This is a genomic window from Streptomyces longisporoflavus (genome assembly GCF_014649775.1).
GTDB lineage: Bacteria > Actinomycetota > Actinomycetes > Streptomycetales > Streptomycetaceae > Streptomyces > Streptomyces longisporoflavus.
The window spans coordinates 418,706-443,289 of record NZ_BMTR01000004.1; the positions used below are offsets into that span (position 1 = coordinate 418,706).

The 24,584-nt window shown below is 70.6% G+C and carries 21 protein-coding genes; 12 read left to right on the forward strand and 9 right to left on the reverse strand.

All coding sequences use genetic code 11. The features are described 5' to 3' along the window. The first annotated feature begins 129 nt into the window (after positions 1 to 129). The 9 genes from IE226_RS10885 (at position 130) to pssA (ending at position 11,009) form a co-directional block, all read left to right on the forward strand. On the forward strand, positions 130 to 1,911 hold the full coding sequence (locus IE226_RS10885) for a 3-hydroxyacyl-CoA dehydrogenase family protein (RefSeq protein ID WP_190080869.1): 1,782 nt from the start codon (positions 130 to 132) through the stop codon (positions 1,909 to 1,911). 145 nt (positions 1,912 to 2,056) lie between these two features. Further along, positions 2,057 to 2,860, forward strand: coding sequence for a TetR family transcriptional regulator (locus IE226_RS10890; RefSeq protein ID WP_229870745.1), 804 nt, complete (start codon positions 2,057 to 2,059; stop codon positions 2,858 to 2,860). 403 nt (positions 2,861 to 3,263) lie between these two features. Then, positions 3,264 to 4,601: a crotonyl-CoA carboxylase/reductase gene (gene ccrA, locus IE226_RS10895; RefSeq protein WP_190080871.1), complete on the forward strand. Its 1,338-nt coding sequence runs from the start codon at positions 3,264 to 3,266 to the stop codon at positions 4,599 to 4,601. A 17-nt stretch (positions 4,602 to 4,618) separates the two neighbouring features. Further along, entirely contained in the window at positions 4,619 to 6,646 is a 2,028-nt protein-coding gene (locus tag IE226_RS10900) for an ethylmalonyl-CoA mutase (protein WP_190080872.1), read from the forward strand. Beyond that, positions 6,643 to 7,608 (forward strand): HpcH/HpaI aldolase/citrate lyase family protein, encoded by a 966-nt coding sequence (locus tag IE226_RS10905; RefSeq protein ID WP_190080873.1) that lies wholly within the window; start codon positions 6,643 to 6,645, stop codon positions 7,606 to 7,608. The genes IE226_RS10900 and IE226_RS10905 overlap by 4 nt, the downstream gene beginning before the upstream one ends. 1 nt (position 7,609) lies before the next feature. Then, entirely contained in the window at positions 7,610 to 8,134 is a 525-nt protein-coding gene (locus IE226_RS10910; protein WP_190080874.1) for a MaoC family dehydratase, read from the forward strand. A 2-nt stretch (positions 8,135 to 8,136) separates the two neighbouring features. Beyond that, entirely contained in the window at positions 8,137 to 9,342 is a 1,206-nt protein-coding gene (locus IE226_RS10915) for an acyl-CoA dehydrogenase family protein (RefSeq protein WP_190080875.1), read from the forward strand. A 169-nt stretch (positions 9,343 to 9,511) separates the two neighbouring features. Next, positions 9,512 to 10,168, forward strand: coding sequence for a phosphatidylserine decarboxylase (locus IE226_RS10920; RefSeq protein ID WP_160508247.1), 657 nt, complete (start codon positions 9,512 to 9,514; stop codon positions 10,166 to 10,168). Then, positions 10,155 to 11,009: a CDP-diacylglycerol--serine O-phosphatidyltransferase gene (pssA, locus tag IE226_RS10925; protein WP_190080876.1), complete on the forward strand. Its 855-nt coding sequence runs from the start codon at positions 10,155 to 10,157 to the stop codon at positions 11,007 to 11,009. Before IE226_RS10920 ends, pssA begins: the two co-directional genes overlap by 14 nt. Before the next feature lie 112 nt (positions 11,010 to 11,121). Here pssA and IE226_RS10930 read toward each other — a convergent pair whose 3' ends face one another. Genes IE226_RS10930 through IE226_RS10950 form a run of 5 tightly spaced genes read right to left on the reverse strand, consistent with a single transcriptional unit; the run spans position 11,122 to position 16,006 of the window. Further along, complete coding sequence (locus tag IE226_RS10930; protein WP_190080877.1) at positions 11,122 to 12,387, reverse strand: ABC transporter substrate-binding protein; 1,266 nt, start codon at positions 12,385 to 12,387, stop codon at positions 11,122 to 11,124. Beyond that, positions 12,384 to 13,499 (reverse strand): branched-chain amino acid ABC transporter permease, encoded by a 1,116-nt coding sequence (locus IE226_RS10935; RefSeq protein ID WP_373306921.1) that lies wholly within the window; start codon positions 13,497 to 13,499, stop codon positions 12,384 to 12,386. The genes IE226_RS10930 and IE226_RS10935 overlap by 4 nt, the downstream gene beginning before the upstream one ends. Next, positions 13,492 to 14,382 carry a branched-chain amino acid ABC transporter permease gene (locus IE226_RS10940; RefSeq protein ID WP_190080878.1) on the reverse strand — a complete coding sequence of 297 codons (891 nt, stop codon included), beginning with the start codon at positions 14,380 to 14,382 and terminating at the stop codon, positions 13,492 to 13,494. The genes IE226_RS10935 and IE226_RS10940 overlap by 8 nt, the downstream gene beginning before the upstream one ends. Beyond that, entirely contained in the window at positions 14,379 to 15,197 is an 819-nt protein-coding gene (locus IE226_RS10945) for an ABC transporter ATP-binding protein (protein ID WP_190080879.1), read from the reverse strand. Before IE226_RS10945 ends, IE226_RS10940 begins: the two co-directional genes overlap by 4 nt. Continuing rightward, on the reverse strand, positions 15,194 to 16,006 hold the full coding sequence (locus IE226_RS10950) for an ABC transporter ATP-binding protein (protein WP_190080880.1): 813 nt from the start codon (positions 16,004 to 16,006) through the stop codon (positions 15,194 to 15,196). Before IE226_RS10950 ends, IE226_RS10945 begins: the two co-directional genes overlap by 4 nt. Before the next feature lie 262 nt (positions 16,007 to 16,268). Here IE226_RS10950 and IE226_RS10955 point away from each other — a divergent pair, with 262 nt between their 5' ends. Next, positions 16,269 to 17,468, forward strand: coding sequence for a PucR family transcriptional regulator (locus tag IE226_RS10955; protein ID WP_190080881.1), 1,200 nt, complete (start codon positions 16,269 to 16,271; stop codon positions 17,466 to 17,468). Positions 17,469 to 17,796: 328 nt separating this feature from the next. Here the strand turns inward: IE226_RS10955 and IE226_RS10960 are convergent, their stop codons facing one another. After that, on the reverse strand, positions 17,797 to 18,948 hold the full coding sequence (locus tag IE226_RS10960) for a glycerate kinase (protein ID WP_229870746.1): 1,152 nt from the start codon (positions 18,946 to 18,948) through the stop codon (positions 17,797 to 17,799). A 299-nt stretch (positions 18,949 to 19,247) separates the two neighbouring features. On the opposite strand from IE226_RS10960, the gene IE226_RS10965 reads away from it, so the two are divergent. Both IE226_RS10965 and IE226_RS10970 read left to right on the forward strand, forming a co-directional pair. Further along, entirely contained in the window at positions 19,248 to 20,309 is a 1,062-nt protein-coding gene (locus IE226_RS10965; RefSeq protein ID WP_190080883.1) for an ADP-ribosylglycohydrolase family protein, read from the forward strand. Positions 20,310 to 20,349: 40 nt separating this feature from the next. Further along, positions 20,350 to 20,841, forward strand: coding sequence for an NUDIX domain-containing protein (locus tag IE226_RS10970; protein WP_190080884.1), 492 nt, complete (start codon positions 20,350 to 20,352; stop codon positions 20,839 to 20,841). A gap of 37 nt (positions 20,842 to 20,878) precedes the next feature. Here IE226_RS10970 and IE226_RS10975 read toward each other — a convergent pair whose 3' ends face one another. The 3 genes from IE226_RS10975 to IE226_RS10985 form a co-directional block, all read right to left on the reverse strand. Further along, positions 20,879 to 21,400, reverse strand: a complete 522-nt coding sequence (locus IE226_RS10975; RefSeq protein ID WP_190080885.1) for a methylated-DNA--[protein]-cysteine S-methyltransferase — start codon at positions 21,398 to 21,400, stop codon at positions 20,879 to 20,881. 55 nt (positions 21,401 to 21,455) lie between these two features. Continuing rightward, the gene (locus tag IE226_RS10980) at positions 21,456 to 22,928 is read right to left on the reverse strand and encodes an AlkA N-terminal domain-containing protein (protein ID WP_190081009.1); all 1,473 of its coding nucleotides are present in this window, start codon (positions 22,926 to 22,928) and stop codon (positions 21,456 to 21,458) included. A gap of 164 nt (positions 22,929 to 23,092) precedes the next feature. Beyond that, entirely contained in the window at positions 23,093 to 24,502 is a 1,410-nt protein-coding gene (locus IE226_RS10985) for a phytoene desaturase family protein (protein WP_190080886.1), read from the reverse strand. Positions 24,503 to 24,584 lie beyond the last annotated feature (82 nt).

The following is a 24,584-nucleotide window of genomic DNA, read 5'->3' on the forward strand; positions in this document are numbered from 1 at the left end:
TCGGCTCCTCACGGGCGTGCGCGCTTCGCCGCCCGGTCACGACACGCAGCTCCCCTCCCGTACGCCGCGCCGCCGTCGCCGCGCTTCGCGTGCGCCCCTCAGTCGTCACTCACTTCCTGGAGTCCACCCATGGACACTCCCTTGAACACCGTCGCCGTGATCGGTCTCGGCACGATGGGCACCGGCATCGCCGAGGTCCTGGCCCGCGCGGGACGCGAGGTCATCGGCATCGACATCAGCGAGGCCGCGGGCGCCCGGGCCGTCGCCGCCATCGAGGCGTCCACCGCGCGGGCCGTGCGCCGTGAGCAGCTCACGCAGGACGAGCGGCGTGACGCGCTCGCCCGCGTCCGTACGTTCACCGACCTGCAGGCCGCGGCCGACGCCGATCTGGTGATCGAGGTCGCCCCCGAGTCGTACGAGATCAAGCAGCAGCTCATCCGCGAACTCGACGGCGTGGTGCGCCCGGAGACGATCATCGCGACCGGCACGAACGCGCTGTCCGTGACCCGGCTGGCCGCCGAGTCGCAGCGCCCCGAGCGGGTGCTCGGCCTGCACTTCTTCAACCCGGCGCCGGCGATGAAGCTGGTCGAGGTGGTCTCCTCCGTGCTGACCGCGCCCGCGGCCGTCGCCTCCGTCACCGACCTGGCGTACGCGCTCGGCAAGGAGCCCGTCGCGGTCGGTGACCGGCCCGGATTCGTCGCCGACGGCCTGCTCTTCGGCTACCTCAACCAGGCAGCGGCGATGTACGAGGCCAAGTACGCCTCCCGCGAGGACATCGACGCCGCGATGAAGCTGGGCTGCGGCCTGCCCATGGGCCCCCTCGCCCTGCTTGACCTGGTCGGCATCGACACCGCCCGCACGGTCCTTGACGCGATGTACGCCGAGTCGCACGACCGCCTGCACGCCCCCGCGCCGATCCTCAAGCAGCTCAGCGAGGCGGGTCTGACCGGGCGCAAGTCGGGGCGTGGGTTCTACTCGTACGAGGAGCCGGGCAGTTCGGTCGTCGTGCGGGACGCGCTGACCCCGCCGGAGGACGGACGGCAGTCCGGCGGGCGCACCATCCGCTCGGTCGGCGTCGCGGGCTCCGGCACGATGGCCTCCGGGATCGCCGAGGTGTTCGCCAAGGCCGGCTACGACGTGGTGCTCGCGGCGCGCAGCGAGGAGAAGGCGGAGAAGGCCAAGTCCCGTATCGGCAAGTCGCTTTCGCGCTCCGTCGACAAGGGGCGGATGACGGCGGAGACCGCTGCCAAGACGCTGGACCGGATCACCCCGGCCGGTACGTACGACGCGTTCGCCGACGTCGACCTGGCCCTTGAGGCGGTCGCCGAGGACCTGGAGATCAAGCAGCAGCTGTTCGCGGCGTTCGACAAGGTCTGCAAGCCGGGCGCGATCCTGGCGACCACGACCTCGTCCCTGCCGGTCGTCGCCTGCGCCCGCGCCACCTCGCGGCCGGGCGACGTGATCGGCATGCACTTCTTCAACCCGGCACCGGCGATGAAACTGGTCGAGGTGGTCCGCACGGTCCTCACCGACGACGACGTGCACGCGACGGTGCGCCAGGTCTGCGCGACGATCAAGAAGCACCCGGTGGACTGCGGCGACCGGGCGGGCTTCATCGTGAACGCGCTCCTGTTCCCCTACCTCAACAACGCGGTCAAGATGGTCCAGGAGCATTACGCGACCCTCGACGACATCGACGCCGCGATGAAGCTCGGCGGCGGCTACCCCATGGGGCCCTTCGAGCTCCTGGACGTCGTCGGCCTCGATGTCTCGCTCGCCATCGAGAAGGTCCTGCACCGCGAGTTCCGCGACCCGGGCCTCGCTCCCGCCCCCCTGCTGGAACACCTGGTGGCCGCGGGCTGCCTCGGCCGCAAGACCGGCCGCGGCTTCCGCGAATATGCGCGGCGGTAAGCCGGGAACGGACGCGGACGCGCCTGACGGAGAACGTCACACGTACTGGGGCGGGCTGCTCGAACCCTCGGGCGGCCCCGTCCCGCCGTCGCGCGTGCGCGTCCCGCCGGAGCACTCGGCTGCGCATATGCAGTACGTTCGGGGCATGCCCAAGGCCGCCAAGTCCTCACGTACGCCCGCTACGCCCGACGCTCCGGAGAGCGCGGCCGGCAGCCGTGCCGCCGCCCAACGGCTCAAGATGCGCCGGGAGCTGGCGACGGCCGCGATGGAGCTCTTCGCGTCCAAGGGATACGAGGCGACGACGGTCGACGAGATCGCCGCTCAGGCCGGTGTCGCACGCCGGACCTTCTTCCGGCACTTCCGCTCCAAGGAAGAGGCGATCTTCCCCGACCACGACGACACGCTGATCCGGGCGGAGGCGGTCCTGAACGCGGCGCCGCCGCACGAGCACCCGCTGGACACGGTGTGCCGGGGCATCAAGGAAGTCATGAAGATGTACGCGGCGTCGCCCGCCGTGTCCGTCGAGCGCTACCGCCTGACGCGCGAGGTGCCCACGCTGCGCGAGCGTGAGATCGCCTCCGTGGCCCGCTACGAGCGGCTCTTCACGCGCTATCTGCTCGGCCACTTCGACGAGCAGGCGCACCACGACGGCAACGACGATCCGCTGCTCGCCGAGGTGGCCGCTTCGGCGGTGGTGACGGCGCACAATCACGTGCTGCGGCGGTGGCTGCGGGCCGGCGGCCAGGGCGACGTGGAGACCCAGCTGGACCACGCCTTCGCCATCGTCCGCAGGACCTTCGGTTCGGGCATCGGGGCGGGGCGCGACACCACCACCGCGCCGGCGGCCTCGGTGAGCACCGGAGGTGACGTTCTGGTCACCGTGGCACGGACGGACGCACCGCTGGACGAGATCATGCGGACGATCGAGAAGGCGCTGCGGGAGTCGTAGATTCCGTTTTCCGCACTTTCGTCCTGGGCTTTTGAGGGGGCGCTACCCACGGGTAGCGCCCCCTCCGGCATGCCGTCACACCCTCTGACCTGCACTGATCGATCATCTATCAAAAATTGATGGCACTCAGTGTCTTGCTCACTGGCACGCGGTGTCATACGTTGATGTTGTCCGGGCGGCCGGCGTGCAGAGAACTTCCGTACGCCGGCTGTCCCCACAAGCCACGGCTCGTGCGCCCGGACGCCTGCGTCACAGGCAACCTCCCGCGCCACACCAAGCGCTGCCGAGCTACACCCTTCCGCCGAACCGACGGCACACCCTCACAAGCACCAGCAGCACCCGACGTAACCCTCAAGAGCGTGTTCCCCTCAAAGGGGGCACGAACTTCGCCGGAGGCATCACCGTGAAGGAAATCCTGGACGCGATCCAGTCGCCGGACACCACGTCCGCCGACTTCGCCGCACTCCCCCTGCCCGACTCGTACCGCGCGATCACCGTGCACAAGGACGAGACGGAGATGTTCGCCGGGCTCGAGACCCGCGACAAGGACCCCCGCAAGTCGATCCACCTGGACGACGTGCCGGTCCCCGAACTCGGCCCGGGCGAGGCCCTGGTGGCCGTGATGGCCTCCTCGGTCAACTACAACTCCGTGTGGACCTCGATCTTCGAGCCGGTGTCGACCTTCAGCTTCCTGGAGCGCTACGGCCGCCTCAGCGAGCTCACCAAGCGCCACGACCTGCCGTACCACATCATCGGCTCCGACCTGGCGGGCGTCGTGCTGCGCACCGGGCCCGGCGTGAACGCCTGGAACCCCGGCGACGAGGTCGTCGCGCACTGCCTGAGCGTCGAGCTGGAGTCCTCCGACGGCCACAACGACACGATGCTCGACCCCGAGCAGCGCATCTGGGGCTTCGAGACCAACTTCGGCGGCCTCGCCGAGATCGCCCTGGTCAAGTCCAACCAGCTCATGCCCAAGCCGGACCACCTGAGCTGGGAGGAGGCGGCTTCGCCCGGCCTGGTGAACTCCACCGCCTACCGCCAGCTCGTCTCGCGCAACGGCGCCGGGATGAAGCAGGGTGACAACGTGCTGATCTGGGGAGCGAGCGGCGGGCTCGGCTCGTACGCCACCCAGTTCGCCCTGGCCGGCGGCGCCAACCCCATCTGTGTCGTCTCCAGCCCGGAGAAGGCCGCCATCTGCGAGGCCATGGGCGCCGAGGCGGTCATCGACCGCAACGCCGAGGGCTACAAGTTCTGGAAGAACGAGCACGAGCAGGACCCCCGCGAGTGGAAGCGGTTCGGCAAGCGCATCCGCGAGCTCACCGGCGGCGAGGACGTGGACATCGTCTTCGAGCACCCGGGCCGCGAGACCTTCGGCGCCTCGGTCTACGTCACCCGCAAGGGCGGCACCATCGTCACCTGCGCCTCGACCTCGGGCTACAACCACGAGTACGACAACCGCTACCTGTGGATGTCCCTGAAGAGGATCATCGGCTCGCACTTCGCGAACTACCGCGAGGCCTGGGAGGCCAACCGGCTGATCGCCAAGGGCAAGATCCACCCCACGCTCTCCCGCGTCTACTCCCTCGAAGAGACCGGCCAGGCCGCCTACGACGTGCACCGCAACCTCCACCAGGGCAAGGTCGGCGTCCTCGCGCTCGCGCCCCGGGAGGGTCTGGGCGTGCGCGATCACGAGAAGCGCGCGCAGCACATCGACGCCATCAACCGCTTCCGCAACGTCTGAGGGCTGAGGGTTCGCACATGACAGAGCGTCAGAAGGACCGGCCGTGGCTCATGCGGACCTATGCCGGTCACTCCACGGCCGAGGCGTCCAACGAGCTGTACCGTCGCAACCTCGCCAAGGGTCAGACGGGCCTCTCGGTCGCGTTCGACCTGCCCACGCAGACGGGCTACGACCCGGACCACATCCTCGCCCGCGGTGAGGTCGGCCGGGTCGGCGTCCCCGTCTCGCACGTCGGCGACATGCGGCGGCTGTTCCAGGACATCCCCCTGGACCAGATGAACACCTCGATGACGATCAACGCCACGGCCATGTGGCTCCTGGCGCTCTATCAGGTGGTCGCGGAGGAGCAGGGCGTGGACATCACGCGGCTCCAGGGGACGACGCAGAACGACATCGTCAAGGAGTACCTCTCGCGCGGGACGCACGTCTTCCCGCCGGGGCCCTCCCTCCGCCTCACCACCGACATGATCACGTACACGGTGGCGAACATCCCCAAGTGGAACCCCATCAACATCTGCAGCTACCACCTGCAGGAGGCCGGGGCCACTCCGGTGCAGGAGATCGCCTACGCGATGTCCACCGCCGTCGCCGTCCTCGACGCCGTGCGCGACTCCGGGCAGGTGCCCCCGGAGAAGTTCGGTGACGTCGTCGCCCGCATCTCCTTCTTCGTGAACGCGGGCGTCCGCTTCATCGAGGAGATGTGCAAGATGCGGGCGTTCGGCCGGATCTGGGACCGCATCACGCGGGAGCGGTACGGCATCACCGACCCCAAGCAGCGCCGCTTCCGCTACGGCGTGCAGGTCAACTCCCTCGGCCTGACCGAGGCGCAGCCCGAGAACAACGTCCAGCGCATCGTCCTGGAGATGCTGGCCGTCACGCTCTCCAAGGACGCACGCGCGCGTGCCGTGCAGCTGCCCGCCTGGAACGAGGCCCTGGGTCTTCCCCGGCCGTGGGACCAGCAGTGGTCGCTGCGCATCCAGCAGGTGCTCGCCCTGGAGAGCGACCTGCTCGAGTACGAGGACATCTTCGCGGGCTCGCACGTCATCGAGGCCAAGGTGGACTCCCTCGTCGAGGAGTCGCTCGCCGAGATCGACCGCATCGAGCAGATGGGCGGCGCGATGGCCGCCGTCGAGTCCGGCTACCTGAAGTCGCAGCTGGTCTCCTCGCACGCCGAGCGCAGGGGGCGCATCGAGTCGGGCGCCGAGAAGATCGTCGGCGTCAACGCCTACGAGTCGACCGAGCCGAACCCGCTCACCGCGGACCTGGACACCGCGATCATGACGGTCGACCCGGCCGTCGAGAGCCGCGTCGTGAAGGCCCTGGAGGCCTGGCGCGACACCCGCTACCAGCCGCCCTTCAACCACCCGCGGCCCTGCAAGGCCCTGGAGAAGCTCAAGGAGGTCGCCGCGGGCACCGGCAACCTCATGGAAGCCACCCTGGAGTGCGCACGCGCCGGTGTGACGACCGGCGAGTGGGCCGGGGCCCTGCGGGAGGTCTTCGGGGAGTTCCGGGCGCCCACGGGCGTCTCCAGCGCTCCGGTGGCCGTCCCGGCGGAGGCGGGCACGCCGCTGGCCCTGGTCCGGGACAAGGTCGCCAAGACGGCCGCCGACCTCGGCACCGGCAAGCTGCGCTTCCTGGTCGGCAAGCCGGGCCTGGACGGGCACTCCAACGGGGCCGAGCAGATCGCGGTGCGTGCGCGTGACGCCGGCTTCGAGGTGGTCTACCAGGGCATCAGGCTCACCCCCGAGCAGATCGTCGACGCGGCGCTCGCCGAGGACGTGCACGCCGTGGGCCTGTCGATCCTCTCCGGCTCGCACGCGCAGCTCGTGCCGGACGTGCTTGTGCGCCTGCGCGACGCGGGCGCGCCCGACATCCCCGTCATCGCGGGCGGCATCATCCCCAACAGCGACGCCGAGGACCTGAAGGCGGCGGGTGTCGCCGCCGTTTTCACCCCCAAGGACTTCGGTATCACCGAGATCATCGGCCGTATCGTCGACGAGATCCGGAAAGCGAACAAGCTCGACCCACTGGAGGTCCCCGCATGACCGCGCCTGTCAACCGCCTGCGCCCCCGCCGTTCGTGTCTGGCGGTACCGGGTTCGAACCCGCGCTTCCTGGAGAAGGCCCAGGGCCTCCCCGCCGACCAGGTCTTCCTCGACCTGGAGGACGCCTGCGCGCCGCTCGCCAAGCCGGAGGCCCGGCATACCATCGTCAAGTTCCTCAACGAGGGCGACTGGACGGGCAAGACGCGGGTGGTGCGCGTCAACGACTGGACGACCGAGTGGACGTACCGCGACGTCGTCACGGTCGTCGAGGGCGCGGGCCAGAACCTCGACTGCATCATGCTGCCGAAGGTGCAGAGCGCCGACCAGGTGGTCGCGCTCGACTTCCTGCTGACCCAGATCGAGAAGACGATGGGCTTCGAGGTCGGCAAGATCGGCATCGAGGCGCAGATCGAGAACGCGCAGGGCCTGAACAACGTCAACGCGATCGCGCAGGCGTCGCCGCGCGTCGAGACGATCATCTTCGGCCCGGCCGACTTCATGGCATCCATCAACATGAAGTCCCTGGTCGTCGGCGAGCAGCCGCCCGGCTACCCGGCGGACGCCTACCACTTCATCCTGATGAAGATCCTGATGGCCGCCCGTGCCAACAACCTCCAGGCGATCGACGGCCCCTACCTCCAGATCAAGAACGTGGACGGCTACCGCGAGGTCGCCAACCGTGCCGCCGCGCTCGGCTTCGACGGCAAGTGGGTCCTGCACCCCGGCCAGGTCGAGGCCGCCAACGAGGTCTTCTCACCCTCCCAGGAGGACTTCGACCACGCCGAGCTGATCCTCGACGCCTACGACTACTGCACCTCCGAGGCGGGCGGCAAGAAGGGCTCGGCGATGCTCGGCGACGAGATGATCGACGAGGCGAGCCGCAAGATGGCGCTCGTCATCTCCGGCAAGGGGCGCGCCGCGGGCATGACCCGTACCTCCAAGTTCGAGATCCCGGAGGCCTGACATGCAGTTCGGCCGCACCTACGAAGAGTTCACCGTCGGGGACGTCTACAAGCACTGGCCCGGAAAGACGGTCACCGAGTACGACGACCACCTCTTCTGCCTGCTGACGATGAACCACCACCCCCTCCACATGGACAGCAACTATGCGGAGAAGACGACCGACTTCGGGAAGAACGTCGTCGTGGGCAACTACATCTACTCGCTGCTTCTGGGCATGTCCGTGCCGGACGTCTCGGGCAAGGCGATCGCCAACCTGGAGGTCGAGTCGCTCAAGCACGTGGCGCCGACGTTCCACGGCGACACGATCTACGGCGAGACCACGGTCCTGGACAAGACTCCGTCGAAGTCCAAGTCGGACCGCGGGATCGTCTACGTGGAGACCAAGGGCTACAAGCAGGACTCCACGCTGGTCTGCGTGTTCCGCCGCAAGGTGATGGTCCCCACCGAGACGTACATCAAGGAGCGCGGCGGCGAGCAGCCCGGCCGCCCGGAGCTGCTCGACCCCAAGAAGAGCCAGGAGAAGTAGCCATGAGCCGACTCGCGCAGACCGCAGGTCTCACCGACATCCAGCAGGAGATCCTGGCCACGGTCCGGGACTTCGTCGACAAGGAGATCATCCCGGTCGCCACGGAGCTGGAGCACCGTGACGAGTATCCGCAGCAGATCGTGGACGGTCTCAAGGAGTTGGGCCTCTTCGGGCTCATGATCCCGGAGGAGTACGGCGGTCTGGGCGAGTCGCTGCTCACGTACGCCCTGTGCGTGGAGGAGATAGCGCGTGGCTGGATGTCGGTCTCCGGCATCATCAACACCCACTTCATCGTGGCCTACATGCTCAAGCAGCACGGGACGCAGGAGCAGAAGGACACGTTCCTGCCGCGCATGGCGGCCGGCGAGGTACGCGGGGCGTTCTCCATGTCGGAGCCGGGGCTCGGCTCCGACGTGTCGGCGATCACGTCCAAGGGCGTCAGGGACGGCGACGAGTACGTCCTCGACGGTCAGAAGATGTGGCTCACGAACGGCGGCACGTCCACGCTGGTCGCCGTCCTGTGCCGGAGTGACGAAGGACACCCGGAGGGCACGGCGCCCCACAAGTCGATGACGACCTTCCTCGTGGAGAAGGAGCCCGGTTTCGGAGAGGTCCGGCCTGGCCTCACCATTCCCGGCAAGATCGACAAGATGGGTTACAAGGGCGTCGACACGACGGAACTCGTCATGAGCGGGCTACGAATTCCGGCCAATCGTGTGCTCGGCGGGGCCACCGGCCGTGGTTTTTACCAAATGATGGACGGCGTCGAAGTCGGTCGCGTGAATGTCGCGGCGCGTGGCTGCGGTGTCGCTCAGCGTGCATTTGAGCTCGGTGTCTCGTATGCCCAGCAACGTCACACTTTCGGCAAGGCGATCGCCCAGCACCAGGCCATCCAGTTCAAGCTGGCCGAGATGGCTACCAAGGTCGAGGCCGCGCATGCGATGATGGTGAATGCAGCACGCAAAAAGGACTCCGGGGAACGAAACGACCTCGAAGCAGGGATGGCGAAGTACCTCGCCTCCGAATACTGCAAAGAAGTCGTAGAGGACGCGTTCCGGATTCATGGCGGTTACGGCTTCTCGAAGGAGTACGAGATCGAGCGCCTGTACCGTGAGGCTCCGATGCTGTTGATCGGCGAAGGTACCGCCGAGATCCAGAAGATGATCATCGGGCGCCGACTGCTCGAAGAGTATCGACTCCAGGGCTGAATGTCTGCTTTGAGGCGGTTTCTTCGAGAAGAAGGTCACACCCTGTCAGCACTCTTCGGCCGTCGACTCCGCTTCCTGGCTTGCCCAGTTGTGGCTCGCAACCGATACCATCCGGAAAAAGCCGCCGTCCCCCGTTCATGCGCGGCATCATCCGCTACGAAGGTCATCCATGCCCCACAGCCAAACCTCTGCACCACGCGACAGCCTCGCTGGCGTACGCCTTGCGCGCGGAGCATCGCCGTGGCTCCTGCCGACTGTCGCCACCGCGGCACTCAGCCTCGTCCGCGCGCGTCGCTCCAAGGGCGCCGCGGCCGTAGCTGTACCCGCCACCGCTCTGGCGGCGGGCATGCTGTGGTTTTTCCGCGACCCCGAGCGCGACATCGCACAGGGCCGGGTCATCTCGCCGGCCGACGGTGTGGTGCAGAGCATCATGCCGTGGAAGGACGGGCGCACCCGCGTCGCGATCTTCATGAGCCCGCTGAACGTCCACGTCAACCGTGCCCCCCTCGCGGGCACGGTGACGTCCGTGGAGCACATCCCCGGCGGGTTCGTCCCGGCGTTCAACAAGGAGAGCGAGAACAACGAGCGCGTTGTCTGGCACTTCGACACCGAGCTCGGTGACATCGAGATGATCCAGATCGCGGGCGCCGTCGCGCGACGCATCGTTCCTTACGTGCCGCAGGGCACGAAGGTGGAGCAAGGCGAACGGATCGGCCTGATCCGCTTCGGCTCGCGCGTGGACATCTACCTCCCGGAGGGTGTCGACGTGGATGTCGAGGTCGGTCAGAAGACCGTGGCTGGGGTGACTCGCATTGACCGTGGTTGATCCTGAGACACAGGCGGGCTGGGTGCCCGAGGCGGCCGAGGACGAGGCCGACGAGGAGATGCCTCTCTCACTCCGCCTCTCGATAGCGGACACCCTCACGCTCGGTAACGCCACGTGCGGGTTCATGGCGGTGTACTTCACCACCACCGGCATCCTCATCCCGCACCTCCAGGGCAGCAACGAAAGCGGCATGGCGCGGCACTCCGCCGCGACGGCCGTGATCCTGATGCTCTGCGCGGCCGTCTTCGACCTCTTCGACGGGCTCGTGGCGCGCAAGCTGCGGTCCTCGCCGATGGGCGCCGAGCTCGACAACCTGTCGGACCTGATCAGCTTCGGTCTGGCCCCCGCGTACTTCGTGCTCGTGTACGGCATGGTCGCCGACGACGCGCACCAGAGAGTCGCCGCGGTGGGGGCGATCGTGGTGCTGCTGGCGGTGGTGCTGCGGCTTGCGCGGTTCAGCTGCGTGACCGTGAAGGACGGCACCTTCCAGGGCATGCCCTCGCCCTTCGGCGCGCTCACGGTCGTCTCGATCGTGCTCCTGGAGCTGCCCTTCGTGGCGACGCTCCTTGCGATCATCGGCACGGCATGGCTCATGGTGAGCCGGGTCGAGTACCCCAAGCCGCGGGGTCCGCTGGCGGTGGCGATGCTCGCGTGGATCGTCGCGGCCATGGGGCTGCTCGCGGCCTGGGCCTTCGAGGCTCCGGGCGGCCAGCTCCTGCTGCAGACCGGCTGCGCGCTGCAGCTGGTGCTCGGCGCGGTCATCCCGCTCTTCGCCACGGCCCGCCGCGTGAACAACTTCCGGGGCAACCGGCGCGAGGCACGGGCGGCGCAGCTGCCGTAGCGGCGCTCGTACGATCGCGAAGGGGGCCCGAACCGAATTGGTTCGGGCCCCCTTTTGCGTACCGTCCATCGCCCTACGGGCTCATCCCCGGACGGCGGACGGGCTCAGACGCTCAGCCTCCCGCCGTGTACCCCTCGGCCGCCGTCGCCGTGAACGGCTTCTCGACGACCTTCATGCCGCCCGTCACGCCCTTGTCGGGGCGCAGGATCACGCTCTCCTTCGAGGAGGGCGCCTTGGGGTCGGTGAAGTTCTGGGGGACGCCGAAGCCATTGTCGTAGGCGTCGATGGTCAAAAGCGCCTTGTCGACGCCCGCGCGGGTGAGGTCCTTGCTCTCGCACGCCCTCTTCAGGGCCTCGCCGAAGACGGACGCCGCGGTCCAGCCGGCCGTCACGCCGTTGTCCAGGGAGTCCTCGGGGTAGGCCTTCTTGTAGTCGGCGACCAGCTTCTTAGCGGCCTCGGTGTCCGCGCCGATCGGCAGGGTCGGCGAGGCCACGTAGTAGTTCTTCGCGAGGGCCGGGCCCGCCTGTGTGCCCAGGAGCTGGGGCGAGAACGCCGAGTTGTTGCCGATGATCGGGACGTCGAACTTGCCGGCTGCCGCGACACCCACCAGCGAGGCCGCCTGGCGCGGGCCCGCGCTGATCACGACGCCCTTCACCCCGGCCTTCTTCAGGGCCGCGACCTGCGCCGTCATGTCGTTGTCGGTCGCCTTGATCTTCTGCTCCACGACGGTGAGGCCCGACTTCTTCGCCATGTACTGCGAGCCCTTCAGGGCGCTTTCGCCGTAGTCGCCCTCGAAGTAGACGTGGCCGAGCTTGTCGCCCTTCTTGAGGCCCTTCTCCTTCATCAGGAAGTCGATCGCGTTGATCGTCTCCAGGTCGTACGTCGAGCCGATGACCCGCACGTACGAGCTGCCGAGCAGATTGGACGACCAGGCCTGCGGCAGCACGAGGCCCTTGTTGGTGTCGACCCGCTGCTTGACCGCCGCGACGAACGGGGAGCCGATGAACTGGGCGAAGCCGAGGACCTCCGGCTCAAGCTCGGTGTACGCGGCGACCGCCTTCTGCGGGTCGTAGCCGTGGTCGCGGACGGTCAGCTTCAGCTTGCGGCCGCAGATGCCGCCGTCGGCGTTGATCTGCTTGACGTAGAGCTGCTGGGCCTGGGTGACGCTCTTGCCGAGGGTCGCGTAGACGCCGGTCATGTCGGTGAGCACACCGAGATCGATCGTCTTGGCGGAGACGCCGACGCCGGTCTTGATCCCGCCCGCGTCCTCCTTGTCGCCCTCGCCGTCCCCCGTCTTCGAGCTGCAACCCGCCACCGCGAGCAGCGCGGCGAGCGCCGTCGCCGTCGCGGTGACCCTCTTCGACTTGCGTGAACTCATTGTTCCTCCCCTGGAGTGTGGCCGGACTTCGGCCTGGAGCGCCGGGCGGCGATGCTGGCCAGACCGCCGGGCAGGAACAGCACCACCGCCACGACGGCGGCGCCGTACAGATACCGGGATGCCTCGCCCGGAGTGATTCCGCCGGTACCGGGGGCCGAGACCAGGGGCAGCGCGTCGCTGTACCTGGTCAGGAGCTGCGGGAGCAGGGAGACGACGGCGGCGCCGGCCACCGCGCCCGCCACCGAGCCGAGCCCACCGATGACGATCATGGCGAGGTATTCGAGGGACAGCGTGATGCCGAAGTAGTCCGGCACGGTGCGCTGGAAGACGAGGGCGAGCAGGACACCGGCGAGGCCCGCGTACATCGACGACAGGACGAAGACGCCCGCGCGGTAGCGGGCCACGGGCACCCCGATGACGCCGGCGGCGATGCGGTGGTCGCGGATGGCGTTCATGGCACGTCCAGGGCGCCCGCGCAGCACGCCGCGGGCGAAGAGCCCGCAGCCGAAGAGCAGCACGAGGCCGGCGTACCAGAGCTTCTCCGAGGCCCCGAAGGGCACGGCGGCCACGACGAGCTCGCTGTCGTCGAAGGTGATGCCGAAGACGCTCAGCGGCGGTACGTCGCGTCCGTTGGAGCCGCCGGTCAGATCATGGGCGTTGAAGAGCACGTGCTGCCCGATGAAGATCAGCGCGAGGGTGGCGATGCCGAGGTAGGCGCCTTGCAGGCGTCCCGCGATGGGGCTGAAGAGCCCGCCCGCGATCCCCGCGACGCCGACCGCCAGGGCAGCCGCGATCCAGGTGGGGAGCCCGAGGCCGGTGAGACCGCCCTCGCCGTCCCCCGCGAAGACGCAGTATCCGTACGCTCCGATCGCCAGGAAGAAGGCGTGCCCCATGGAGAGCTGGCCGGTCGCGCCGGTGAGGAGGTTGAGGCCGATCGCGCCGATCGCGGCGGCCATGGCGAACAGGCCCGCCTGGAGCCAGAACCGGTCGAGGTAGAAGGGCAGGGCGAGCAGGAGCACGACTCCCGCGATCCAGACGTACGTGCGCGGGCGGGTGAGCCTCGTGCGGTTGCGGGAGCGCAGCTCCCGCCCGCGGGCCAGGACTTCAGACACGGGTGAGCTCCTTCGTGCCGAAGAGTCCGGCGGGCCGGATGAGCAGGATGACGGTCATCACCAGGTAGGGCGCTAGGTCGCCCAGGCCCCTTCCCAGGAAGGTGAGTTCACTCTGGTAGCCGGTGGCGAGAGATTCGGTGACCCCGACGATGAGCCCGCCCACGAGCGCGCCCGTGGTGGAGTCGAGGCCGCCGAGGATCGCGGCCGGGAACGCCTTGAGCGCGGCCAGCGAGGTGGCCCGTTCGAGCCCCGGCGTCGGGAAGACGGTGAGGAAGAGCGCCGCGACGGCGGCGAGCCCTCCCGCGACCGCCCAGGCGCCGAGCGAGACCCTGCCGAGGCGCACGCCCATCAGGGCTGCGGTCTCCGGGCTCTCCGCCGCCGCCCGCATCGCCACGCCCCAGGAGGTGTAGCGGAAGGCGAGCAGGAAGACGCTGATGAGGAGCCCGGCGGCGACGAACGCGGCGATCCGCGTATAGGCGATGGAGACCGATCCGACGGTGAGCACGGAGTCGCCCCAGGGGTCGCCGAGCGAGAGCACGTCGGTGCCGAGGCGGCGGGTGAGCTCGGTGGTGAGCAGGATGTCGACGCCGATGGTGACGATGGCGAGGACGCTGTGGTCGGAGCCGCGGTAGCGCCGCATGACCAGGAACTCGATGGCCGCGCCGACGACGGCGGCGCCCGCGATGCCGACGAGGACCGCGGGCCAGAACCCGATGTCGTCGTGGAGCGACGCGATGAAGTAGCCGCCCGCCAGGAGCAGCGAGGCGTGCGCGAAGTTCACGACCTCGGTGGCCCGGAAGATGACGACGAAGCCGAGGGCGATGAGGGCGTAGACGGAGCCCATCGAGAGCCCGTTGAGCATGAGCTCGACGAAGGTGGTCACGACGCGGCCTCCTCTCCCAGGTAGGCCCGTACGACCGCCGGGTCGTTCTGTACGGCCGCCGGGGCGCCGTCCGCTATGCACCGGCCGAAGTCCAGTACGGTCACCGCGTCCGCGAGCCGCATCACCACCCCCATGTCGTGTTCCACCAGGACGATCGAGATTCCGAGACTGTCGCGGGCCCCCGCGATGACGGCCGCCGTGCGCTGCCGCTCGTCCCCGGTCATGCCCGCGACGGGTTCGTCGAGCAGGAGAAGCCGGGGCTCCATGCACAGGGCGCGGGCCAGTTCCGCGAGTTTCTGCTGCCCGTACGGAAGCGAGCCCGCCGGGGCATGGAGCTGGTGTTCGATGCCCACGAACGCCGCTATCTCCCTGACCCGCTCGCGATGTCGGCGCTCCTCGCGCGCGGCCGAGGGCAGGCGGAGACCGGCGGCGACGAATCCCGTGCGGGTCAGGCGGTGGCGGCCGAGCATCAGGCTGTCGGCGACCGTGGCGCGGGGCGGCAGGGCGAGGTTCTGGAAGATCCGGGCGACGCCGAGGCCGGCGATGCGGTGCGGAGGCATCGCCGTCAGCTCGTGCTCGCCGAGGCGGACGCTGCCGCCGGTGGCCCTGTACACGCCGGACAGGACGTTGAAGCAGGTCGACTTGCCCGCGCCGTTAGGGCCGATGACGGCGTGCACGGTGCCGGGCCTGACGGTGAAACTGACGGCGTCGAGGGCGGTGAGGCCCGCGAAGCGGACGGTCAGGTCCCGCACCTCAAGGGCGGGTACGTCGTCTTCTCGTGGCGTCGCGTCGACTGCCGGGAGGTCCTCGCTCATCGCCGGCCCGCCCATCGTTCGAGGACCGGCAGCGCGTCGACGCCGCGTGAGGCGTCGGCAGCGGCGGTCTCGTCGACCACGCCGAGGTAGCGGCGGCGCACCTCGTCGGAGGCGGCAAGCTCGTCCGCCGCCCCCGCGAGCGCCACTTCGCCGACGTCCAGGACGTACGCGCTCGACGCGAGACGCAGCGCGAGGGCGGCGTTCTGCTCGACGAGGAGGACCGCGGTGCCCTGGCCGTTGATCTCCTGGATGGTGTCGGCGATGCGGGCCGCCATCAGCGGGGCGAGCCCCAGGGACGGTTCGTCCAGGAGCAGCAGCTTCGGCGAGGCCATCAGCGCCCTGCCGACCGCCAGCATCTGCTGCTCGCCGCCGGACAGGAGCCCGGCCCGCTGGCCCGCGCGCTCGGCGAGCACGGGGAAGAGTTCATGGACGCGGCTCAGGGCCGAGGCCTTCGTGCCCCGGCTCCCCGCGGAGCCGAGTGCGCCCGCCCGCAGGTTGTCTGCGACGGTCATCCGGGCGAACACCCGCCTTCCTTCCGGTACTTGTGAGACTCCGGCCCCGACCACCCGGTCCGGGTGCAGTCCGTCGATGCGCCGTCCGCCGAAGTGGATGGAGCCGGTGGTGAGCGCCCCCCGGTGGAAACCGAGGGTGCGTGAAATGGCGCGCAGGAGCGTCGACTTGCCCGCGCCGTTGCCGCCGAGGACGGCGACGACGGCGCCCTCCGGTACTTCGAGCGACACCTGGCGCAGTGCGCGTACCGGTCCGTATCCGACCGACGCGTCCTGTACGACCAGTCCGGAACCACCCACCTGGGACCCCCCTGCCCTCTGCCTGCTCTGTTCGTGGCGCTCGGCCGCCGGTGCCGCGCGGCCCTCTGTGTGTGGCGCTCACCCCAGCACCGCCGCGCCCGCCCGTCCACGGCCTGTGTCCGAATCGCTGCGGGTGACCAGCGGTACCGGCCACCCGTTGTGCACGGGCACAACACCGCGTGTCAGGGGCCTGCCAGGGGTGGTCCGGCAGTGGCATCCTCCGCAGCACGAAGGCATGAATGGCGGCGGCGATGGGAGTTCCATGAGCGGACGCAGACCTCGTACGGGCCATGACTGGAAGGTGCTCGAGGAGGCGTGCACCGCGCTGCTCCCCCGCATCCCCGATCTGGTGGACGAACATCTGCGGCAGCTCTTCGAGCACTCGCCGGTGTACGCGCGGGTCCTGCCGCACGACCAGCAGTGGCGGGAGGCGGAGGAGGCGATGCGGATCGGCATCGAGACCATCTCGGCGCCGCGGGCGTCGCCGCGCCGCGATCTGGAGTACGCGGAGGAGGCGGGCCGGCGCCGGGCCCAGCAGGGGCTGCCGCTGGACCTGGTGGTGCACTCGTACCGTAACGCGGGCTATCTGGTCTGGGACTCGCTGCTCGAAGGCACCGTGGGGCAGGACCCGGAGAAGCTGGCGGTCCTGATGCGGTCGGCGACGATGGTGTGGTCGGCGGTGGACGCGCAGGCGGCGGCCGCGTCGGACGCGTACCGGGCCACGGAGATGGAGTTGCGCCGGCGCACCGACGAGCAGTTGCAGGCGCTGCTCGACGCGCTCCTTGAGGGGCAGTCGGGGCCGGGGCTCGCCTCGCAGGTGGCCGCGGGGCTCGATCTGCCGGAGCGCGGGCCGTACGCGGTGGTGGTGCTGCGGGCCGAGCGGCGGGACGGGCGCGCCGCGTTCCACCGGCAGATCCAGCGGGCCGGGTTCCGTTTCGTCTGGCGGATGCGGACGGACCGGGAGGTGGGTGTGGTGGCGCTCGGGGCGGAGGAGGGCCTGGACGAGCTGGCCGCCGCGCTCGAGGGGCGGTGCCCGGGGCCCGGCGGCATCAGTCCCGTGGTGGCGGGGCTCTCCGAACTGGGCCACGCGCGGCGCCTGGCCGAACTGGCGCTGCGTACGTGTCCGCCGGACGCGACCGGCATCGTACGGCTCGACCAGCGGATGCCGACGGCGCTGGTGGTGAGCCAGCCGGAGCTGGCGGGGCGCCTTGTGTCGGACGTCTTCGGCGAGGTCCTCGCCCTGGAACCGGCCGACCGGGCGGTGCTCCTGGAGACGCTGGACGCGTGGCTGATGTGCGAGGGGTCGGCGGGGCGGGCCGCGGGGCGTCTGTACTGCCACCGGAACACGGTGTTCAACCGCCTGCGGCGCCTGGAACAACTGACGTCACGCTCGCTGGCCCGCCCCAGGGACCTGATGGAGATGACGCTGGCCCTCGACGCGTATCGGCTGGCGCCGGGCTAGAGCGGGGTCCTCCTCCCCGGCACCCGAACGCACCGCCATCACCGGCTCCGCCGAGCTCGTCCTCAACCGCCGGACGGGCTGAATCCTGGCCCGCCCGACGACCGGTCCGGGCCGCGCCCCGCAAGGGGCGCGGTGAACAGCGCGCCCAGCCCCCACCGGGCCCCGTAAGGGGCGCGGGGAACTGCGCGCCCAGCCCCCACCGGCGCCAGGCGTACAAACCGCCTGCCCCGCAAGCACGCCTGCCGGGCCCCGTAAGGGGCGCGGGGAACTGCGCGGCCAACCCCCACCGGAGCCCGGTGTAGAGAAACCCCCGCCCCCTGCAAACCGCCTAGCTCAGGAAATCGCGGGCGATGCCCTCCGCCACCGTCTCCAGGATGGGCCCCGCCTCGGCAATGCAGCGGGCGACATCCGGCTCCACGTCGGTCAGCGCGTACGCCCGCCGGATCCCCGCCTTGCCCAGCGCCTCCGCCGGAAGGGCCAGGCGGCCGCAGACCGCCACCACCTCCACGCCCGCCGAACGCGCCGCCGCCGCGACCCCCGCGGGCGCCTTGCCGTGCAGGGTCTGCTCGTCCAGCGAGCCCTCCCCGGTGATCACCAGCGAGGCACGGGCGAGCGCGGGAGCGAAGCCGAGGACGTCCAGCATGACCTCGATACCGGGGCGGAAGCTCGCGCCGAGCCCGACAAGCGCCCCGTACCCGATGCCGCCCGCCGCTCCGGCTCCCGGCGACTCGGCGTACTCCAGGGCCGAGGAGCCCACCGCGTCGGACAGCACCCGCGCGAAGTGCGCGAGGGCCGCGTCCAGCTCGGCCACGTCCTCGGGGCTCGCCCCCTTCTGCGGCCCGTACACCGCCGGGGCGCCCTTCGGGCCTGTCAGCGGATTGTCCACGTCGCTGGCCAGGACCAGGTCCACGGAGGCGAACCGCTTGTCGAGCCCGGACAGGTCCGCCGTGGCCAGCGAGGCCAGGGGGCCGCCGCCCGGCGCCACCGGCTCCCCGGACGCGTCCAGGAACACCGCGCCGAGCGCGGCCAGCATGCCGGCCCCGCCGTCCGTGGTCGCACTGCCCCCGACACCGAAGACGATCGTCCGCGCGCCCGCGTCCAGCGCGGCCCGCAGCAGTTCCCCGGAGCCGTACGTCGTCGAAGTGAGCGGGGCGAAGACGCCCTCGGGAAGGAGCTGGAGGCCGGACGCCTCCGCCATCTCCACCACCGCGGTCCCGTCCCGCAGCGCGTACGCCGCGGTGACCTCATCGCCGAGCGGCCCCGTCACCCGTACCTCACGGCGTTCGAAACCGGCCGCGACCGCCGCGGCCACCGTTCCGTCACCGCCGTCGGCCACCGGCAGGGCCTCGACCTCCACCCGCGGTGCGACGCGCCGAAGCCCGGCCGTCACCCGCTCCGCGACCTGCACGGCCGTGAGCGATCCCTTGAACTTGTCCGCGGCGATGAGCACATGCCCCGCCGTCCCAGCAGCGTCCGCCACCTTGCATCCCCTTGCTTTCCGGGCCTTGCTCGCGTCAAGGCAGTCGCGCCGCTGCGACCATAACCGCAGGAGGGGCCGCCTGCCCATGGCCCTCCGCATATCGGAGCCCCGGCCTCCTCCCCTAAATACCCCTAAAAAGGCTTAAACCGGGCGCCTGAACTGCAAGAATGATCGATCAGCAGCCCGCACGACAGACCCCCGAATGCACCTTCGATCGAAAACCAGACAAACGTCTGGCGCTCCACGCCGAACCGGTCGCGCAGACCGCGCACGGGCCCGGAATTCGGTAGACCGGATGCATGACCCCAGCGCATACGGAACTCGCCGACCGTGTTCTCGGCGGCTGGATCGGGCGGATCGCGGGCAACATGCTCGGCAAACCGATCGAGCGGGGCGACTACTGGACGCGGGAGCGCATCGAGCGCTATCTGCGGCAGGCCGACGCCCTTCCGCTCACCGACTATCTGCCCGAACCCCCTTCCTGGGTGGAGGAGTTCCAGCTGCGGCCGGAGTGGCAGCAGTGCGTGCGGGGCGGCGTACACGGCAGCTGCCGGGACGACGACGTCGACTACGCGATCCTCGGGCTCCATCTCCTGGAGACACACGGATTCGACTTCAGCACCGAACAGGTGGGCGAGCTGTGGCTGCTGCGCCTCCCCTATCTGCAGACGTTCACCGCCGAGCGCGCCGCGTACCGGAATCTCGCCAACGGACTCAAACCGCCGCTCACCGCGACCTACGAGAACGCGTGCCAGGAGTGGATCGGCGCCCTCATCCGCGCCGACGTCTTCGGCTGGACGAACCCCGGCGCCCCGCGCCGCGCCGCCTCCCTCGCCCGCCGGGACGCGGTGCTCTCGCACACCGGCAACGGCGTGTACGGGGCGATGTGGGCGGCGGCGCTGGTCTCGGCCGCGTTCGCCGCGGCCACTCCGCGGGCCGCGCTCGACGCGGCGTCAGGGGTGATCCCGTCCGGCTGCCGCCTCGCGCGTACCGTGCGCCGGGTCGTCACGCTGCACGAGGCCGGGCTCGGCTGGGAGGAGACGCTCGCCACCATCGAGGCGGAGACCTCCGGACTCGGCTGGATCCACGTCGTGCCGAACTCGGCCGTCCTGACCGCCGGACTCCTCTACGGCGACGGCGACTTCACCCGCACCATCGCCCTGACCGTGCGCGGCGGCCTCGACACCGACTCGAACGGCGCGACCGCCGGGTCCGTCGCGGGCGTGCTGTGCGGGGCCAAGGCGATCCCCGCACAGTGGCGCGACCCGCTCGAAGACCGGGTACGCAGCGCGGTGTTCGGTTTCGACGGCTCCCGGATCACGGAACTCGCGGCCCGGACCGTGGAGTTGGCCGAGGCCTAACGCGGCGGCTCCCCGCTCCCCGCGCGCCTACCCTTTTCACGTGACCACTCAGGATTACGCCACGTACATCGCGGGCCTCCCGCGCATCATCGCCGGGGCCGCCTCGCTCTTCCGGGACTCCGAAGGGCGCGTACTGCTCGTCGAGCCGAACTACCGCGAGGGGTGGGCCCTGCCCGGCGGCACCGTCGAGTCGGACGAGGGGGAGACACCGCGGCAGGGGGCGCGCCGCGAGACCGCCGAGGAGATCGGCCTCGACGTCGAGCCTGGCCGGCTGCTCGCGGTGGACTGGGTGCCGGGGGTGGCACGGCCGCCGCTGGTGGCCTATCTGTACGACGGCGGGGTGCTCGGCGAGGACCAGCTGAAGTCGATCAGGCTTCAGGAGGAGGAGCTGCTGTCCTGGCGCCTCGTGGCCCGCGAGGACCTTCCGCGGTTCCTGCCGGACGAGCTCGGGCGGCGGGTGCGGGCCGGACTCGACGCGCTGGACGCGGGTACGGGGGCGGTCGAGCTTGAGGACGGGGTGCGGGTCGGCTGAGCCTGTCGGCCGAGCGTTCAGAACGTCGGCCGATCGCTCAGAACAGCGCGTCCGCGTGCGTGACGGCCGGGACGGGGGCCGTCAGGACCGCTCCCTCGAAGGCCAGCAACCGCTGCTTGCGGTCGAGGCCGCCGCCGTATCCGGTCAGGGAGCCGCCCGCGCCGATCACCCGGTGGCAGGGCACGATCACCCCGATCGGGTTCTTGCCGTTGGCCAGGCCGACGGCGCGTGAGGCGTTGGGCTTGCCGAGCGCGGTCGCGAGCTGCCCGTACGTGCGGGTCTCGCCGTACGGGATCAGCCGGAGCTGCTGCCAGACGGTGCGCTGGAACGGCGTGCCGTCGAGGCGCATCGGCAGGTCGAACTCCGTCAGCTCCCCCGCGAAGTACGCCTCCAACTGGTCGATCGTCGCGTCGAAGGGCCCGGCGTCACGGTCGCCGAAGGTCTCCTCGGGTGGTCGGTGGCGCTGCTCGGTCATGTAGAGGCCGCTGAGGACGCCGTCGGTGGCCACGAGGGTCAGGGTGCCGTAGGGGCTGTCGATGAGGGTGTGCTGGCGGTGCATGGGGTTCTGTCCTCTGCCGTGGGTTGTCGGGGGCTGCGGGGAGGCTGTGGGGCTTTTATGCCGGGATGCTGTTGATGGGGTGGGTGTCGGTGGCCCACAGGTACTGGACCGCGTACGCCCGCCAGGGGCGCCAGGCCGCGGCCCGCGCGGTCAGCGCCGCCGGGGTGTGCGGGAGGCCGAGTTCCCGGGCCGCGCGCCGGACGCCGAGGTCGGTGGGCAGGAAGGCGTCGGGGTCGCCGAGCGCGCGCATCGCGATGACGTCGACCGTCCAGGGACCGAAGCCGGGCAGTGCGGTGAGCCGCGCGCGGGCCTCCTCCCAGCCGCTCTCCACGCCGAGCCGCAGTGATCCGTCGGCGAGGTGGCGTACGAGCGTGGTCAGGGTGGCGCGGCGGCTGCGCGGCAGGGCCAGTGCCTCCGGGTCGAGCGCGGCGAGGGCCTCCGGCGCCGGGAAGAGGTGGGTGAGACCGCCCTCGGGGTCGTCGATCGGCTCGCCGTGCGCGGTGACCAGGCGGGCGGCGTGGGTGCGGGCGGCGGCAGTGGAGACCTGCTGGCCGAGCACCGCCCGTACGGCGAACTCCGCCTCGTCGACGGTGCGCGGCACGCGGCGGCCCGGCGCCTTGGCGACGAGGGGCGCGAGCAGCGGGTCGGCGCTCAGCTGGCCGTCCACCGCGACCGGGTCCGCGTCCAGGTCGAGCATGCGGCGGCAGCGGCTGATGGCGATGGTGAGGTCGCGCATGTCGGTGAGGCTGAGGCGGCAGGCGATGTGGTCGGGGGCGGGGGTGAGGGCGACGACCCCGTGGCCGTAGGGGAGGCGGAGCGTGCGGCGGTACGCGCCGTCGCGCCACTCCTCGACTCCGGGTACGGCGGTGGCGATGAGGTGGCCGAAGAGGTTGTCGGGGTTGAGGGGGGCTCGGAAGGGGAGCCGGAGGGAGAGCGCGCCGGGGGCGGCCGCTTTCCTGGCCGTCTTCGGGGCGCGGTTGCGCAGTTCGCCGGGGGCCAGGGCGAAGACCTCGCGGACGGTGTCGTTGAAGGTGCGGATCGAGGCGAACCCGGAGGCGAAGGCGATCTCCGCCATGGGCAGGGTGGTCGTCTCGATGAGCAGCCGGGCGGTCTGGGCGCGTTGGGCCCGTGCCAGGGCGAGGGGGCCCGCGCCCAGTTCGGCGAGGAGCTGCCGCTCCACCTGGCGGGTGCTGTAGCCCAGGCGCGTGGCGAGGCCGGGGACTCCGTCGCGGTCCACCACGCCGTCCGCGATGAGGCGCATCGCGCGGGCCACGAGGTCGGCGCGCTGATTCCACTCGGGCGAGCCCGGACTGCTGTCCGGCCGGCACCGCTTGCAGGCGCGGAACCCTTCCTGCTGGCAGGCCGCCGCGCTCGGGTAGAAGCTCATGTTCTCGGGCTTCGGGGGGACGACGGGGCAGCTGGGGCGGCAGTAGATGCGGGTGGTCGTGACGGCGGTGTAGAACCAGCCGTCGAAGCGCGCGTCCTTCGACTGCACGGCACGCACACAGCGTTCGGCATCAGTGTGCATGCCCGAAGGGGCCGGGGTTCTGCCGGTGACGGCGACGGTGGTCATGCCTCAAGGATCGTGCACGACGGTGACGGTGGCTGGCGAGAATCCGACATGGACCTTGGGGGTCGTGCCGGGGGTTCCGCGTGACCGGGCGGGCGGGGCAGCGGCTTGTTCGTTCCGCCCTACGCCCCGCGAAGGTCCCGCCAGACCGCCTTGGCCGCGTTGTGGCCCGACATGCCGTGTACGCCGGGGCCCGGCGGCGTGGCGGAGGAGCAGATGTACACGGCCGGGTGCGCGGTCCCGTACGGGAAGAGGGAGAGCTTGGGGCGGAGCAGCAGTTGGAGTCCGCTCGCCGCGCCGCAGGCGATGTCGCCGCCGACGTAGTTGGCGTTCCGGGCGGCGAGCACGGCGGGCCCCGCGGTGGCACGCGCCAGGACCCGGTCGCGGAAGCCGGGAGCGAAACGCTCCAGCTGGCGCTCGATCGCGTCGGTGAGATCGCCGTCCCAGCCATTGGGAACGTGGCCGTACGCCCAGAAGACCTGCTTGCCCGCGGGCGCACGCGACGGGTCGACGACCCCGGGCTGCACCGTGATCAGGAACGGCACGTCGGGCGCGCGGTTCTCGCGCGACACGGTGCGCAACGCGGTGCCGATCTCGGCGCTGCTGGCCCCGACCTGCACGGTCCCCGCCTCCCTGGCCTCCTTCGCCGTCCACGGAACGGGCCCGTCAAGGGCGTAATCGATCTTGAAGACGCTCGCGCCGTACCGATACTTCTCGTAGCTGCGCCCCAGGCCCGCGATGCGGGCGAGGGCGGTGGGCGATGTGTCGAAGACGTACGCGCGCGCCGGGGGCAGATCGTCGAGCCGCTTGACCTCGTAGTCCGTGTGGACCGTGCCGCCGAGGTCCTTGAGATACGCGGTGAGCGCGTCCGGGATCGCCTGCGAACCGCCCCGCGCGACCGGCCAGCCGCGTGCGTGCGCGGCCAGCGCGAAGACCAGGCCGACGGCTCCGGTGGCGAGGCCGCCCAACGGTGCGATGACATGGGCGACGAGCCCGGAGAACAGGGCGCGGGCCCGGTCGTCGCGGAAGCGCCGCATCAGCCAGGTGGAGGGCGGAAGGCCCGCGAGGCCGAACCGCGCGAGGGTCACGGGGTCGCGCGGCAGCGCGGTCGACGGCAGCGACATGAAGTCCTGGAGGAGGGTGTCCCACCTGTCGACGAAGGGCTCGACGAGCCTGCGGTACGCCCCGGCGTCGCGCGGCCCGAACGAGGCCGCGGTCTCGCCGACGGAACGGGCGAGGACGGCGGCGGTCCCGTCCGGGAAGGGGTGCGCCATGGGCAGCCGCGGCTGGAGCCACTGGAGGCCGTACCGCTCCAGGGGCATGGTCCGGAACACGGGCGAGTTGACGCCCAGCGGGTGCGCCGCGGAACACGGGTCGTGCCGGAACCCCGGAAGCGTCAGTTCCTCGGTCCTCGCCCCGCCGCCGACGGTGTCCTTGGCCTCGAACACGGCCACCGAGAAGCCGCGGCGGGCCAGCTCGACGGCAGCGGTGAGACCGTTCGGTCCCGCCCCCACGATGACGGCATCAAGCATCGACGGCACCTTCGGACTCCTTTGTCAGCCGATGGCCTCTGGGGCCCAGGATAGGCCGGGCCGCCGACAGCGCCGCGAGCGC